This is a genomic window from Amycolatopsis sp. NBC_01480, from assembly GCF_036227205.1.
Taxonomy (GTDB): Bacteria; Actinomycetota; Actinomycetes; order Mycobacteriales; family Pseudonocardiaceae; genus Amycolatopsis.
Genome location: NZ_CP109442.1, coordinates 4,018,268 through 4,032,832, shown reverse-complemented (window position 1 = coordinate 4,032,832; position 14,565 = coordinate 4,018,268). Strand labels below are relative to the sequence as shown.

Below are 14,565 nucleotides of genomic sequence, written 5' to 3'. Positions count from 1 at the left end.
CGGTCAGTCCTCTCCGAATTTCGCGGGAACCCCGTGCACGGCTTGGCGTGCTTCGCGGTGGCGGTGCTGGATCTCGTGGCCCGCGGCGCGCTGCGCCCCGGTCGGCTCGTCCAGCTCGAGCCGGTTTCCAGGTCCCTGTCCCGCCCAGGCGGGCGGCTCGGCGGAGCCGGCCAGCGCCCAGGCGGCCTGCCGCGCGGCGCCGAGGGCGACGTACTCGCCGACCTCGGGGATCACCACGGGCACGCCGAACACGATCGGCGCCACGGCCCGCACGGCCGCGGACTGCGCGCCGCCGCCGATGAGCAGCACCCGCCGTACCTCCAGGCCCTGCGCGCGCACGGCGTCGAGGCCGGCGGCCAGACCGCACAGCATGCCTTCGACGCACGCGCGGGCGAGGTTCTCCGGGCTCATGTTCGCCCGGGTCAGGCCGTGCAGTGAGCCGGTGGCATCCGGCAGGTTCGGCGTCCGCTCGCCGTCGAGGTACGGCAGCAGCGTGAGCCCGCCCGCGCCCGGCTCGGCGGCCAGCGCGAGGCGGTCGAACTCGGCCAGCTCCACGCCCAGCATCGCGGCGCCCGCGGTGAGCACGCGGGCGGCGTTCAGCGCCGCGGTGAGCGGGAGGAACCGGCCGGTCGCGTCGGCGAACCCGGCGACCAGGCCGCTCGCGTCGGCCGAGCCCTGCTCCGCCACGCCGAACACGGTGCCGCTGGTGCCGATCGAGACCACCGCGTCGCCCGGCGCCAGCTCCAGCGCGAGGGCGGCGGCCATGTTGTCGCCGGTGCCCGCGGAAACCAGCATGCCGTTCCCGGTGTGCCCGGCGACGTCGGCCGGGCCCAGCACCGTGGGCAGTTCGGGGGTGCGGCCGCCGAACGCGTGGGCCAGCACGTCCAGCCGGTAGGTGTTCTCGGTCGGGGAGAAGTAGCCGGTGCCGGACGCGTCGCCGCGGTCGGTCACGGCCGTCTCGGGCCGGCCGAGCAGCCGCCAGGTCAGCCAGTCGTGCGGCAGCAGCACCCGCGCCACGCGGTCGGCGTTCTCGGGCTCGTGCTCGGCGAGCCAGCGCAGCTTGGTGACGGTGAAGCTGGCGACCGGCACCGACCCGACGGACTTGGTCCAGACGCCGGGCCCGCCCAGCTCGTCGGTGAGGTCCTTGGCCGCCTGCGCCGAGCGGGTGTCGTTCCACAGCAACGCCGGGCGGACGACCTCGCCGTCCTCGTCTAGGGTGACCAGACCGTGCTGCTGACCGCCGATGCCGATGGCCCGGACGCCCTCGAGCACGTCCTTCGTGGCTTCCCCGAACGCTGTCCACCACGCGGCGGGGTCCACCTCGGTGCCGTCCGGGTGCGGCGCGCGGCCGGTGCGCACGACCTCACCTGTGCGCGCGTCGCAGACCACCACCTTCGACGACTGGGTCGACGAATCGACCCCGGCCACCAGCTCAGCTGTCATAGGGCTGCCCCTCCTCGACGTGTTCGACGGTCTCCACGGCCGTGCCCTCGTTCAGCGCGGCCTCGATCTCCTCGGTCGGCGTGATCTCGCTGGTGACCAGCAGGTCGTAGTCGCCGACGGAACCGTGCGCGTACGTGGCGGTGCGGCCGAACTTCGAGTGGTCCAGCACCAGCACGTTGCGGTTCGCGGCGCGCAGCACGGCCTTCTTCAGCTCGGCGTAGTCGCGCACGGGATGGAACAGCCGCCCGACGGCGACGGCGCTGACGGACACGAACGCGACGTCCGCGCGGGTCCGGTCGAGCAGCGCCAGCACGTCCGGCCCGGAGCAGGAGTCGTACTCGGCGTGGTACCGACCCCCGGCGAGCACCACCTCGACACCGCTGCCGAGCAACCGCGCGGCGTGCAGGGAGTTGGTGATCACGGTCAGGCCCGGCACCTCCGCCAGCCGCTCGACCAGGGGAAACAACGTGGTGGAATCGTCGACGAACACGGTCTGCCCGGGCTCCACCTGCCGGATCGCCGCCTCGGCGAGCGCCTCTTTCTCGCCCTCGTGCAGCGAGAACCGGCTCGCGGTCTCCATGGTGAGCGCCGGGTAGGCCTCGACCTTGCCGCGGAGCTTGCGCAGGAGCCGCCGCTCGGCCAGGTCGTCCAGATCGCGGTGCATCGTCATCAGGCTGACGCCGAACCGCGCGGTGAGGTCGTCGATCCGAGCCTCGCGCACCTCGATGACGTGGTCGAGGATCTCTTTCCGCCGCTGCTCGACGGCGGCATCCGACGGGCGGGTCCTAGGCACAGGCCACCCCGCTGGGGGCCGCCTGATCAGGAGTGTCGCCGCTCACACGTGCTTCTTACCAGATTTTGCCCCGGGAGTTAACAGGTAACTCGATAACTTCCAGCCGGGAAGGGCTCGTGAGTGTTGCTGACGGTTAGAACCGTCATAGCCACTCACGAGCCTTGACCACCCGCAGCGCCGAAGGAATCGCGTCGACGATCCCCGACGCCGAAGTCGGCGCGCCCTTCGCCGCCAGCGACCCGGCCAGCGAGTGCACCTGTGCCCCCGCCGACGCCGCCAGCCATGGGTCGACGCGAGCGGCCAGGAGGGAGCCGATCAGGCCGGTGAGGACGTCGCCGGAGCCGGCGGTGGCGAGCCAGGAGCCGCGCGGGGTGTTGACCGAGACGCGGCCGTCCGGTGCCGCGACCACCGTGCAATGCCCCTTCAACAGGACCACGGCGTTGTACTTCTTCGCCGCTTCGCGCGCGGCGGTGAGCCGGTCGGCGCCGGGCTTGCGGCCCATCAGGCGCTCGTACTCCCCCGCGTGCGGCGTCAGCACGAGCGGGGTGTCCGGGTCGCGGGCGTCGAGCACGTCGGGGTCGCGCGCGATGATCGTGGTGGCGTCGGCGTCGGCGCAGACCGGGACGCCCTGGCCGAGGACGTGGCGCAGCAGCTCACGGCCGTCCGCGCCGGTGCCGATGCCCGGCCCGACCACCCAGGCCTGCACCCGCCCGGCGTCGGTGACCGAGCCCGTCGCGACGATCTCCGGCCAGCGGGACCGGACGACCTCGGCCGCGTGCCCGGCGTAGCGGACCATGCCGGCCGTCGCGTGCACCGCCGAGCCCGAGGCGAGCACCGCCGCGCCCGGGTACGTCGCGGAGCCGGCCGCGATGCCGACGACGCCCTGGCTGTACTTGTCGTCCGTCGGGCCGGGAGTCGGCCACACCGCGGCGACATCCGCCAGTTCGAGCTGCTCCAGGTCCGGCTCACCCAACGAGGGCCGCAAGCCGATGTCGACCAGCACCACCTCGCCGCACTCTTGCGGCGCGAGAGCGTGGACGGGCTTCAGCGCGCCGAACGTGACCGTGCGCGTGGCCGTGACGTGCGGCCCGTCAACGGCACCGGTATCCGGATCGACACCACTGGGCAGATCCACCGCGACGATGGGCGCCTCCACCGACTCGACCAGCTTCGCCGCGTCCGGCCGCAGCGGCCCCCTCGCGGAGATGCCGACGATGCCGTCGACCACGACATCAGCCCGCGAGATCCACTGTGGACTGTCCTCGAGCAACACCAACCGGCCACCGGAACGTCGCAGTGCGGCCAATCCCGCCGCGTGCGCCTTCTCCGGCTTGAGCAGTACAGCCGAAACAGCCACTCCGCGGCGACGCAGGAACGCGCCAGCCCACAGGGCGTCACCACCGTTGTTGCCGGACCCGACGAGCAGCACGGCCCGCCGTCCGGACACCGACCCGGTGGTCTCGGCCAGCAGCTCCGCGACCTGCGTGGCCAGCCCGAAGGCGGCGCGGCGCATCAGCTCACCGTCCGGGGTGACGGCCAGCAGCCGGTCCTCCGCCGCCCGGATCCGTTCCGTGGTCCAGATCCCCAACACGGCAGCGGCCTCCCGCTTACTCGACGGTGACGGACTTCGCCAGGTTACGCGGCTTGTCGACGTCGTACCCGCGGGAGCGGGCGATCTCCGCGGCCAGCACCTGCAGCGGCACGGTGGACACCAGCGGCTGCAGCAGCGTCGGCACGGCCGGCACCTCGATCAGCTCGTCGGCGAACGGCCGCACCGTCTCGTCACCCTCTTCGGCGATGACGATGGTGCGCGCGCCGCGGGCCTGGATCTCACTGATGTTCGAGACCAGCTTGGAGTGCAGCACCGCGCGGCCCTTCGGCGACGGCATCACGACGACCACCGGCAGGCCCTCTTCGATCAGCGCGATCGGGCCGTGCTTCAGCTCGCCCGCGGCGAAGCCCTCGGCGTGCATGTACGCCAGTTCCTTGAGCTTCAGCGCGCCTTCGAGCGCCACCGGGAACCCGACGTGACGGCCGAGGAACAGCACCGCGCGCGAGTCGGAGATGCGCCGGGCCAGGTCCCGCGTCTGGTCCACAGTGGACAGCACCTTCTGCACGGCGGCCGGCATGGCCTCCAGCTCGGCGAACTCGCGGGCGACCTCGTCCGGGTACTTCGTGCCGCGGGCCTGCGCCAGCGCCAAGCCCACCAGGTAGTTGGCCGCGATCTGGGCGAGGAACGCCTTCGTCGAGGCGACGCCGATCTCCGGGCCGGCGTGGGTGTACAGCACCGCGTCGGACTCACGCGGGATCTGCGCGCCGTTGGTGTTGCAGACGGCCAGCACCCGTGCCTTCTGCTCGCGCGCGTGGCGCACGGCCTCCAGCGTGTCGGCCGTCTCGCCGGACTGGGACACGGCGACCACCAGCGTGTCGCGGTCCAGCACCGGGTCGCGGTAGCGGAACTCGCTGGCCAGCTCGACCTCGACCGGCAGCCGGGTCCAGTGCTCGATCGCGTACTTGGCGACCAGCCCGGAGTGGTACGCCGAACCGCAGGCGACGACAAAAACCTTGTCGACGTCGCGCAGGTCCTGGTCGGAGATGCGCTGCTCGTCGAGGATGATGCGGCCGGACTCGAAGTGCCCGCGCAGCGTGTTGGCCAGCGCCTCGGGCTGCTCCTCGATCTCCTTGAGCATGAAGTACTCGTGGCCGCCCTTCTCGGCGGCGCTCAGGTCCCAGTCGACGGTGAACGGCTTGGCCTGCGCGGCGTCGCCGTGGAAGTCGGTGACCTCGTAGCCGTCGCGGGTGATCACCACGAGCTGGTCCTGGCCCAGCTCGACGGCCTCGCGCGTGTGCTCGATGAAGGCGGCGACGTCGGACGCGACGAACGTCTCACCCTCGCCGACCCCCACCACCAGCGGCGAAGAACGGCGCGCCGCGACGATGGTGTCCGAATGGTCGGCGTGCGTCACGACCAGCGTGAACGCGCCCTCCAGGCGGCGGCAGACGGCGGCGACGCTGGCCGCGAAGTCACCCTTGGTCTCGCCTGCGTCGTACGCGCGGGCGACCAGGTGCGCGGCGGTCTCGCTGTCGGTGTCGCTGGCCATCTCGACGCCGTCGGCCTCCAGCTCGGAGCGGAGGGCGGCGAAGTTCTCGATGATGCCGTTGTGCACCACGGCGACGCGGTTCGACGCGTCGCGGTGCGGGTGCGAGTTCCGGTCCACCGGGGCGCCGTGCGTCGCCCAGCGGGTGTGCCCCATGCCGGCGGTGCCCGCGAAGGCGTCCCGGCCGACCTCGTCGAGCCGGGTCTCCAGGTTCGCCAGGCGACCGGCTTTGCGCTCGACGTTCAGCGCGCCCTTGCCGTCCAGCACCGCGACGCCGGCCGAGTCGTAGCCGCGGTACTCCATGCGCCGCAGTCCGCCGAGTACGACGTCCAGGGCCGGCCGGTGTCCGACATATCCCACGATTCCACACACGCGGATAAGCCTAACGAGGGATGTCCAGTCCCCTACTCCGGTACCTTGACGAGCGGTTTCTGGCGGGTTGACCAGGCGTTTCACTCATCGGCACATACGCTGTAAGGCTGCGTCCGACCCCACCCCTGAAGCGTGGTCCGGCGGCTCGGAGCGGCGGACGGGCCGGACGCACGCCCGGGCAGTAAGGTCACGCGCATGGCCAGCAAGCCCAAGCAGCTGCTCACGGAGCTGTCACACCCGGGGCCCCACGAGGTCCTGCGCGGCAATCTCGCCCTGGTCGGGCTGCCGGGCATCGTGTTCACCCCGCGCAGCGGCCTCGGCCTGCCCGCCATCGCGTTCGGGCACGGCTGGCTGCAGCCGACCGGGCGCTACCGCCAGCTCCTGCACCACCTCGCCAGCTGGGGCGTGGTCGCCGCGGCGCCCGCCACGCAGCGCGGCCCGCTGCCGTCGCACCGGCTGCTGGCCGCGGACCTGCTGACGACGCTGGACGTGATCACCACCGTCCGCCTCGGCCCGGACGGCATCAGCGTCGACCCGGAGCAGCTGGGCCTGGCCGGCCACTCGACCGGCGGCGGCTCCGCGGTACTGGCCGCGGGCACCTCGGCCGCGGCTTCTGCCGATTCCGGCAAGGCCCGTGCGATTTCCGCGCCGCAGAACAATTCGGCCGGCGACCTCGGCCGGACGTACCCGCGGATCGGCGCCGTCGCCACGATCACCGCCGCCCAGACGTTCCCGCCGGCCACCGAGGCCGCGAAGCTGATCACGGCGCCCGGCCTGCACCTGGCGGCCGAGGAGGACCTGGTCGCCCCGCCGATCGGCCACGCGGAGGCGATCGCCAACGCCTGGGCCGGGCCGGTGCAGCTGCGCACGCTCGGGAAGTCCTCGCACCTGGGCGTCACCGAAGGCCGGCACTGGAGCCAGCTCCTGCTGCACGGCAAGCCCCACCGCAGCACCCAGCAGCTCACGCGGGCGTTGTTCACCGCGTTTTTCCTGACCCACCTCACGGGCACGGACAAGTACCTGCCCCTGCTGGAGTCGGACGTCAAGCGCGCCCCGATCGACCTGCCGGAAGAGCCCGCGGCCTGACTCAGTCGACCATCCAGCTGTTGTTGGAGAAGTCGTCATCGTCGAAGGAGCCGGTGCGACGGCTGGCGGCGGGCGGCGGTGACGGGATCGGCGTCGTCGGCGGAGACGGTTCGGGTGGCGTCGGCTGGGTCGAGACCGGAGGCCCTTCCATGATCGGCGCGTCGATCGGCCCGGGCGGCTTCGGCGGGATGAGCTTGGTGAAATCGTCGCGAGGCTTGTCGTCTTCTTCCGGGCCGAACTCCATGGTCTGCCAGCGATCGACGAGCGCCTTTTCGGTGAGCCAGCCGCCCGCCTCCTTGTGCCGGCGGTTCAGCTCCTGCATGTGCGTGATGTAGCGGCCGTGCACGGCGGCGTCGCGCTCCATCGTCTGGCGCGCCTGGGTTTTGGCCTCCTCGAGGTGCCGCTCGCGTAAGCCGCGCTGCTCCTGGTGCTCACGCGTCGCGGACTCCATCGCCGAGCGCGCGGCCGCGAGCCGGTCCCCGGCCGCCCCGTTCGTCGCGGACGGGCCCGGCCACTCCTCCGATGCGGACGGAGTGGTCACCGGCCGCCGCCCTCATGGCGAACGGGCCCGCTCTCGTCGTCGAGCGAACCGCTGATGCGGTTGCCGGAACCCCGCGCCTCGAAGACGTCGTCGCCCAGCCGGTGCTGGCTGGTGCCCCGCTGCTGGTCGCCGCCGGGCGAACTGCCCAGCCCGCCGCCCATGCCCATCCCCATGCCCACGCCGCCGAAACCGCTTGTCCCGTCAGGCATCGCGCCGGTCTGCTGGCCGGCGCCCAGCGGGTCGACGGTGAAGCCGCCCGGCGCTGCGCCCAGTTGCCCGTCGGTCGAGTTCTGGTCGGGTTCGACCCCGTACGGCTGACCATCCGCGTCGAGCACGTGCGCCCCGAGATCGCTCAGCGAAGCCGACGCCGTGGTCATCTCGTCCCCTGAATCAGCCGACGCCGTGCTGGTCGACGAATCCACCTCGAAGCTCGGCGCCGCGAACCCGCCACCGTGCGCGGGCCTGGCCGCCTCTCCGGAGCCCGATCCGCCCACCGAGGCGAACATCGCCGAGACGTCCGGCGCCGCCGGCACTGCTCCGCCACCAGAACCCGTTCCCACCAACGAAAACGGGTTCTGGTGTCCCGCCATGAACCGCGAAAGCGTCTGGAAGTGGGAGTTGATCGTGTCCGTGGCCGTCTGGCACAGGCCCTTGAACGAGTCGTACCGCTGCCCGAACTCCGCCGCGAACGGCCCGGTGAGCCACTGCTTGGCGGCCCCGATCGCGTAGTCCTTGTTCTCGTCGGTGAGCCCGCAGTCGTCGTCGCGCAGGCGGTCGTGCAGGTTGTTGCCGGGGCACGCGGAATCGAGCCACTGCGCGATGTCCAGCAGCCTTTCCTTCGAGACGGCCTTGCCCTGCGCGACCTCGACCACCTGGTTCGCCAGGTACAGCGGCGCCGTGGCGATCTCGTCGACGCGCAGCTTCAGCACCTCGTCGACCTTGGTCTTCAACGCGGCGTAGATGTGCGTCATCGTCTCGGGGATGAGCTTCGCGGCGCCGTCGAGCTGGTCGAGCAGGTCCTGGGCGCCGGGCTGGATGTGGTGCTCGTACTGGGTTTTCGCGGCTTTGGCGCCCTCGCCCTGCCAGTCGTTGAACAGCGTGGTCACGGCGGTGGTCGCGTCGGCGCGCGTCCCGTCGACGGCCTGGCGCGCGTTGGCCAGCTCCTCGGCGTCGGCGAGGAACTTCCGGAAGTCGAGCTCGGCGTTCTCGGCGAACTTGTCCCGGATGTCCTGGCCAGGCTCGATTTTCGCGGCCGGGCCGTCGGGCATCCGGTTCCAGATCTGGTCCGCCCAGCCGGCGAAGAAGTCGAGCGCCGGCTTCGCGAGGTCAAGCACCTCGTCGGACTTGTTCACCCCGGCGCCGCCCGGCGCCGGGCCCTGCTGCGCGTCGAGGGCCTTCTCTGATTTCGCCGTCTCGTCGCGGTTGGCTTGGTCGCCCTGCGCGTGCGAATCGTGTTCCGCCTGGGCCTTCGCGTAGGCCTCGCCGGCGCCGTCCGGGCCGGCTTGGTGGTACGCCGAAATCGCCGACTGCTTCGTGGCCTCGGTGACGTACGGGTCGTTCTGCAGCGCCTTGATCTGCTCCTCGGTGACAGTCATCAGCGCCCCGCATCCCGCGCGGCCGAGCCCTGTTCCTCGTCGCCCGCCGAGTACCGCGAGGCCGCCGTGCCGACGCCGCCACCAAGCTGCGCGAGCTGGCCCGCGTAACTCTTCATGGCGTCGCCCAAGGCGTTGATGCCGTTGCTGTAACCAGCGAACGCGCCGCCGTGCACGCGGCCGAAGTCCTTCTCGGTGAGCAACGTCGACTTGCCGAAGGCGCCCGCCGCCTTCTCGGCCGCGCTCTCCAGCGCCCCCTTGGCGGACAGCATGCTCTCCGAGTCGTGCCGGTAGCCACCGTCGGACATGGCCCTCGCCCCCTTGGTCCCGCGTGTCTCGCCCGGTTCGACGCGCCGGCCCGCCCCCGGGTGCCGTCCTCCGTGCACTGGGGAATCTACTCACCCCAGGCGCCCACGAGAACCGTGCGGCTTCCGCGACCGGGTGTTCCCACGGCACCACGCTGCGTTTCCGGTCGGCTAGGTGGCCAGCCAGTCGGTGTTGGCGAAGTCGTCTTCGTCGGTGCGGGCTGCACCGCGCCGGTGTCGTCCGGGCACCGGCGGCGGTTGCGGCGCGGGCGGCGTCTCGACCTTGGGCAGCGGGACGGCGCGGCCCCCGGCAGCGGGCTCGGGCTCCCCCGCGGGGCGGTAACCGGCGCGGCGGTCGTTCTCGGCGTCGTCTTCCTCGAACCCGAAGTCGCTCTCGTCGTCGGGCTTCTCCCCGACGGTCGACTCCGTCGCCCAGCCGCCCGCGGCCTTGGCCCGGCGGTTGCGCTCCTGCAAGCGGGTGAACACCTCACCCTGGATCTTGCCCTGCTTGTCGAGCTTTTCCTTGCTCTCCGCGACGGCCTCGTCCCGGCTGCGGTCCAGCAGCGCCGCGCGGGCGGTGTTCTCCGCCTCGAGCGTCGAGAGCTTGGCGCGCATCGCCGCCAGCGCGTCTTCGGAACTCATCGGACTCCCCTTCCCGACGCCGGCTACCGGGAGCCGATCGCGCTGTCGTCGTCGAGCGAGCCGCTGATCCGCCCACCCGACGCGGACGACTCGAACAACCCGCGATCGACCCGGTACGGGCTGGCGGAACGCTCCTGTTCCTGCTCCCCGCCGCCTCCGCCGCCGCCCATCATCCCGCCGCCCATCATGCCCATCGAGGCGGGCTGCGAATGCTGGTCACCAGCCGTCGGCGCCACCCCCAGCCCGGACTCCGACGGGTCCGTCGCCCCGCCACCACCCAGCCCGGCCGAGTCGACAGCCGCGCCCAACCCGGCGTCCTCATGCCCGCCGACGCTGCTGTGACTGTCCATCGGATCAGTGAGCGACTGGGCCGACGTCGAGTTGTCCGGCCCGGACGCCTGCGCCACAGGAACGCCGACGGCCGACTGCGCGGCGGTGGTGTCCGGCGTGGACTGCACGTGGTGAGAAGGATTCCCTTGCGGCGCAAAGGATTGCGCCGAGGACTGGCCATGTCCACCTGAAACCGAATGCCCGTACGCCGGGCCATGCGCCGCCGAAACGGACTGGGCGGACGCCGGATCATGACCGGCCGAAGCCGAGTGGGCCAAGGCCGGGTCCTGCGCGGCCGGGACCGGCTGCGCCGAACCAGACGGCGTTGCCGGCTCGTGGCCGACCGTGCCGGGATGGCCACCGGGCGCCGCACCGCCTGCGGCAGGGTCGGCCGTGGCTGCACCGCCGTGGCCACCGACTGCGCCCAGGTCACCGGTCGCACTGTGGCCACCAGTGACAGCCGGGTCGTCGCCGAGGGTGTACTTGGCCGGCTGGCCGTTTCCGTCGTCGACGGTCACCACGGTCGGGCCGCCGGGGCCCTGGGGCTGTTCGGCGGTGATCTTGAGCGGGCCGTCTTCGATGTGGATCTTGCCGTCCGGACCCGGCCGGTAACCGCCATCCGATGCGGGCTGAGCGCCGGGCTCGTGCACCGCCGTGCCGCCCGGAGCGGTACTGCCCGCAGCGACGCCGCCCGGAGCGGTGCTGCCCGTAGCAACGCCACCCGGAGCCGTGCCGTGGGCCGGAACCCCCGGCTGCGGGGTCCCCGCCGTGCCGTCGGCAGGCGTGGCCCCGGGCGTCGCGCCGTCCTTGGCCTGGCCGAAGTCGAGCTGATAGTCCTTTGCCGACCCGGACCCGTCGTCGACCTTGATGTCCATCCGGCCGTCCGCGCCCGGCTCGGTCATGGCGATCTTGTGGTCACCCTGCTGGACGGTCATCGACTCAGGCGCGGTCGTGTCGGTCTTGATCGCGGCGCCGGTGCGCGGGTCGATCGGGTACGGCTGCCCGGTCTCGGGATTGGTCTCCAGGGCCTGGTGGGTGACCGGGTTCAGGTTCGGGTCCGGCACCTCGGGCAGCTTCGGCGGCGCTCCCACCGACGCGGACGGCGGCGGAGCGGCCCCGCCACTGTTGACCCCACCACCTCCGCCACTGTTGACGCCACCGCCACCACCGCTGTTGACGCCGCCGGAGCTGCCGCTGGCCTTCGTCGCCCCACCGTCGTCCGCGGACTTGCCGACATCGGCGAACGGGTCCTCCGGCAGCGTCAGCAGGAAGTCCGACAGCGCCTTCCACGCCCCGTCGACTGCCGTGTGCGTGTTGGCGCACATGGTCTTGAAGTCGCGGATGTACCCGTCGAAGAACTTGCCGAAGTTGTCCTTCAGGTACTGGGTGCACTGGTCGACGATGTGGCTGATCGTGTCGTCGTTGAGGTTGCAGTCGTCGTCGTTGATCAGGTCCTGCGACTGCTGGTCGAGGAATTTGGCGCAGTGCTTGAAGTCGTCCTGGCTCGCGTTGCTGCGCAGCTCGACGATCCGGATGATCCGGTCGAGGTCCTGCGCGGTGACCGGGCCGAGCGAGTCGACGCGGTACTTGATCACCCAGTTCGCCTTGTCCCGGCAGGCTTTGCCCACCGAGCCGACGGCCGCCAGCACCGCGTCGGCCGCGTGCCCCATGCCGTCCGCGGTGGTCTTCGCGTCGGCGAGGTAGTTCTTCTGGAAGGCGTTCGCCTGGTCCGCCGCGCCGCCCTGCCAGTTCGCGAGGTCGGTCGCGAGCTGCCCCTTCACGTCGTTCGACGAATCCGCGACGGCGGTCTTCAGCTTGGTGAACTCGTCCGCCCCCGCGACGAACTTCGTGAACGGGATCTTGCGCTGCTCGTTGTAGAGCTTGTACAGATCGTCCTTGTTGGCGGGCTGGTAAGTGCCGACCGCGGCGACCGCCCGGTTGAACAGCGGCACGAAGACGTCGAACGTCCGCATCCCCGCGTTGCCGAGGTCGAGGATCTCGTCCGAGGTGTTCGCGCCGGCGTTCGTCGCGGACGCGCGACCGGCCATCTCGTCCAGCTTGCCCTTGGCGTCGTCGGCGGCCTTCTTGTCGGCCTGACGGCTGCCTTCCTGGTTCTGGTCGTAGACCGCTTTGGCGTTCGAGTACGCGCTGTAGACGTCCTGCTGGAGGCTCGACACCCCGGGGATGTCGGAGGTGAAGCCGCCGACGAAGTTGTTGGCGTTGATGTCGCCTTCGCTGATGCTGAAGTCCTGCTTCAGCTTGTCTCGCCACTGGTTGAACTCGTCGCGGTCCTTGAACCCGTACTTCGTGGGGTCTTCGTCCTCGACGTAGTCCAGGTACTGCAGCGCCAGATCCCGCCCGGTGTCCGTCTTGGCCAGGCCGGGCGAATAGATCAGCTGATCGACTTCTTGCTTTGACGGAGCGTCGTCCCCGGCACTCGCGCTCATCGGCCCGAGCCCCCGGCCGCCTGGGCGCTGTCGGCCTCGTTGGACTGGTAGCGGCCGCCCGCGGCGTTCAGCTTCTGGGAGAACGCGTCCGACGCCTTGAGGTACGCGTCGGCCATGTCGGCCAGCCGCAGCACGCCGGAGTGGTACGAGTCGAAGTTGCCGCCGTGCGCCTCGCCGAAATCGGCGGCGGTGAGCTGCACGTCCTTGACGGCCGCGAGCGGCTGCTGCAGCGTGCTCCGCGGCGTCTCGCTCACCGCCTTGGCCGCACTCGTCAACGCTTCCGTGTCGACCTTGTGGCCGCCCGCCATCGCTCGTCCTCCCTCAAAGACCGCTGTGTACAGCACCTTGAGACGCGGGAAACCCCCGTCCGGTGCCGTCGCACTCGCACACGGAATGTACCTGGCCGGTGACGGCGAGCGCAGCGATTTGGGCGATTTCGGGTGGTCAGGAGGCCGCGGAGACGACTCCCGCGAGGCGGTCGGCGGCGGCCTGGGCCCTGGCGGGCGACGGGGCCTCCACCATGACGCGGACCAGCTGCTCAGTGCCGGACGGGCGGAGCAGGACGCGGCCTTCCTCGCCGAGCTCGGCTTCGACCTCGCCGACTGCGTCGCGGACCTCGACCGACGCGGCGACGGCGGCCTTGTCCGCGACGGGGACGTTCACGAGCACCTGCGGGAGACGGTTCATCACCGCGGCCAGCTCGGCGAGCGGCTTGCCCGTGGCGGCCATGCGGGCCATCAGGCGCAGCGCCGTCAGCAGGCCGTCGCCCGTGGTGGCGTGGGCCGGGAGGACCACGTGGCCCGACTGCTCGCCACCGAGGGCCAGCCCGGACGCCCGCAGTTCCTCGAGCACGTAGCGGTCGCCGACGGCCGTGGTGACCACGTGGATGCCGTTGGCCTTCATCGCCAGGTGCAGGCCCAGATTGCTCATCACGGTGGCGACCAGGGTGTCCTTGACCAGCTCGCCCTCTTCGGCGAGCGCGAGCGCCAGCACGGCCATGATCTGGTCGCCGTCCACCAGCTCGCCGGCGGCGTCCACGGCCACGCAGCGGTCGGCGTCGCCGTCGTGCGCGATGCCCAGGTCGGCGCCGTGCTCGACGACGGCGGCGCGCAGCAGGTCCGGGTGGTTCGAGCCGCAGTGCTCGTTGATGTTGATGCCGTCCGGCTCCGCGTGCAGGGCGACCACCTCGGCGCCGGCCCGGCGGTAGGCCTCCGGCGCGGCGACGGACGAAGCGCCGTTCGCGCAGTCGACGACCAGCTTCAGCCCGGCGAGCGGGTGCGGGGTGGCCGAGAGCAGGTGCTCGACGTAACGGTCCAGCGCGTCCGACACGTCCGAGACGCGGCCGACGCCGGAGCCGGTCGGTCGGACGACCTCACTGCTGAGGCCCGCCTCGATCTCGTCCTCGATGCCGTCGGGGAGCTTGTGCCCGCCCGCGGCGAAGAGCTTGATGCCGTTGTCCGGCATGGGGTTGTGCGAGGCGGAGATCATCACGCCGAGGTCGGCGTCCAGCGCGCCGACGAGGTGGGCGACGGCGGGCGTCGGGAGGACGCCGAGGCGCAGCACGTCGGCGCCGGCGGAGGCGAGGCCCGCGACCACCGCGGCCTCCAGCATCTCGCCACTGGCCCGCGGGTCACGGCCGACCACGGCGATCGGCCGGTGCGAACGGTCGTGGGCGGCGAGCACCCGCGCCGCGCTGGCGGCGAGCGACAGCGCCAGCTCCGGCGTCAGCTCGGCGTTGGCCAGGCCACGTACCCCGTCGGTGCCGAATAGGCGAGCCATTCTCGACCTCCTTGTCCACGAACAACCACGACAACCTAACGGCCGTCACGGACCATCGGCCCCCTGCCCCCGCCCCTGGAAAGTCGCCCGCGGAACGCGAAACGCATCACTTCGGGGACGAGCAGGCGCGAAAGGGC

Annotated in this window: 12 protein-coding genes; 1 reads left to right on the top strand and 11 read right to left on the bottom strand. The window is 71.7% G+C overall.

Annotated features, from left to right (window positions below; translation table 11 throughout):
* Positions 1–3: 3 nt before the first annotated feature.
* The 4 genes from xylB to glmS all read right to left on the bottom strand — a co-directional run bounded on the left by xylB (position 4) and on the right by glmS (position 5,706).
* Complete coding sequence (xylB, locus tag OG371_RS19395) at positions 4–1,443, bottom strand: xylulokinase (RefSeq protein ID WP_329071146.1); 1,440 nt, start codon at positions 1,441–1,443, stop codon at positions 4–6.
* Complete coding sequence (locus OG371_RS19390) at positions 1,433–2,236, bottom strand: DeoR/GlpR family DNA-binding transcription regulator (protein WP_329071145.1); 804 nt, start codon at positions 2,234–2,236, stop codon at positions 1,433–1,435. Before OG371_RS19390 ends, xylB begins: the two co-directional genes overlap by 11 nt.
* Before the next feature lie 142 nt (positions 2,237–2,378).
* On the bottom strand, positions 2,379–3,827 hold the full coding sequence (locus OG371_RS19385) for an NAD(P)H-hydrate dehydratase (protein WP_329071143.1): 1,449 nt from the start codon (positions 3,825–3,827) through the stop codon (positions 2,379–2,381).
* A 16-nt stretch (positions 3,828–3,843) separates the two neighbouring features.
* Positions 3,844–5,706, bottom strand: coding sequence for a glutamine--fructose-6-phosphate transaminase (isomerizing) (glmS, locus tag OG371_RS19380; RefSeq protein WP_329071141.1), 1,863 nt, complete (start codon positions 5,704–5,706; stop codon positions 3,844–3,846).
* Between the two features lie 195 nt (positions 5,707–5,901).
* Between glmS and OG371_RS19375 the strand changes: the two genes are divergently transcribed.
* A complete protein-coding gene (locus OG371_RS19375; RefSeq protein WP_329071139.1) occupies positions 5,902–6,792 on the top strand; it encodes a dienelactone hydrolase family protein in 891 nt (296 codons plus the stop codon).
* A gap of 1 nt (position 6,793) precedes the next feature.
* On the opposite strand, the gene OG371_RS19370 is transcribed toward OG371_RS19375, so the two are convergent.
* From OG371_RS19370 to glmM, 7 genes are all read right to left on the bottom strand, one after another.
* Entirely contained in the window at positions 6,794–7,333 is a 540-nt protein-coding gene (locus OG371_RS19370) for a hypothetical protein (protein WP_329071137.1), read from the bottom strand.
* Positions 7,330–8,928 (bottom strand): hypothetical protein, encoded by a 1,599-nt coding sequence (locus tag OG371_RS19365; RefSeq protein ID WP_329071135.1) that lies wholly within the window; start codon positions 8,926–8,928, stop codon positions 7,330–7,332. The genes OG371_RS19370 and OG371_RS19365 overlap by 4 nt, the downstream gene beginning before the upstream one ends.
* Positions 8,928–9,233 (bottom strand): hypothetical protein, encoded by a 306-nt coding sequence (locus OG371_RS19360; protein WP_329071133.1) that lies wholly within the window; start codon positions 9,231–9,233, stop codon positions 8,928–8,930. Before OG371_RS19360 ends, OG371_RS19365 begins: the two co-directional genes overlap by 1 nt.
* 168 nt (positions 9,234–9,401) lie before the next feature.
* Entirely contained in the window at positions 9,402–9,872 is a 471-nt protein-coding gene (locus tag OG371_RS19355; protein ID WP_329071131.1) for a hypothetical protein, read from the bottom strand.
* 23 nt (positions 9,873–9,895) lie between these two features.
* Positions 9,896–12,649 (bottom strand): hypothetical protein, encoded by a 2,754-nt coding sequence (locus OG371_RS19350; RefSeq protein WP_329071129.1) that lies wholly within the window; start codon positions 12,647–12,649, stop codon positions 9,896–9,898.
* Positions 12,646–12,957, bottom strand: a complete 312-nt coding sequence (locus OG371_RS19345) for a hypothetical protein (RefSeq protein WP_329071127.1) — start codon at positions 12,955–12,957, stop codon at positions 12,646–12,648. The genes OG371_RS19350 and OG371_RS19345 overlap by 4 nt, the downstream gene beginning before the upstream one ends.
* A 136-nt stretch (positions 12,958–13,093) precedes the next feature.
* On the bottom strand, positions 13,094–14,428 hold the full coding sequence (glmM, locus tag OG371_RS19340) for a phosphoglucosamine mutase (protein ID WP_329071125.1): 1,335 nt from the start codon (positions 14,426–14,428) through the stop codon (positions 13,094–13,096).
* Positions 14,429–14,565 lie beyond the last annotated feature (137 nt).

Bases quoted from the DNA above. Each gene is read 5' to 3' on its own strand.
- xylB (WP_329071146.1), bottom strand. From the start codon at position 1,443: ATGACAGCTGAGCTGGTGGCCGGGGTCGATTCGTCGACCCAGTCGTCG.
- OG371_RS19375 (WP_329071139.1), top strand. From the start codon at position 5,902: ATGGCCAGCAAGCCCAAGCAGCTGCTCACGGAGCTGTCACACCCGGGG.
- OG371_RS19365 (WP_329071135.1), bottom strand. From the start codon at position 8,928: ATGACTGTCACCGAGGAGCAGATCAAGGCGCTGCAGAACGACCCGTAC.
- OG371_RS19360 (WP_329071133.1), bottom strand. From the start codon at position 9,233: ATGTCCGACGGTGGCTACCGGCACGACTCGGAGAGCATGCTGTCCGCC.
- OG371_RS19355 (WP_329071131.1), bottom strand. From the start codon at position 9,872: ATGAGTTCCGAAGACGCGCTGGCGGCGATGCGCGCCAAGCTCTCGACG.
- OG371_RS19350 (WP_329071129.1), bottom strand. From the start codon at position 12,649: ATGAGCGCGAGTGCCGGGGACGACGCTCCGTCAAAGCAAGAAGTCGAT.
- OG371_RS19345 (WP_329071127.1), bottom strand. From the start codon at position 12,957: ATGGCGGGCGGCCACAAGGTCGACACGGAAGCGTTGACGAGTGCGGCC.
- glmM (WP_329071125.1), bottom strand. From the start codon at position 14,428: ATGGCTCGCCTATTCGGCACCGACGGGGTACGTGGCCTGGCCAACGCC.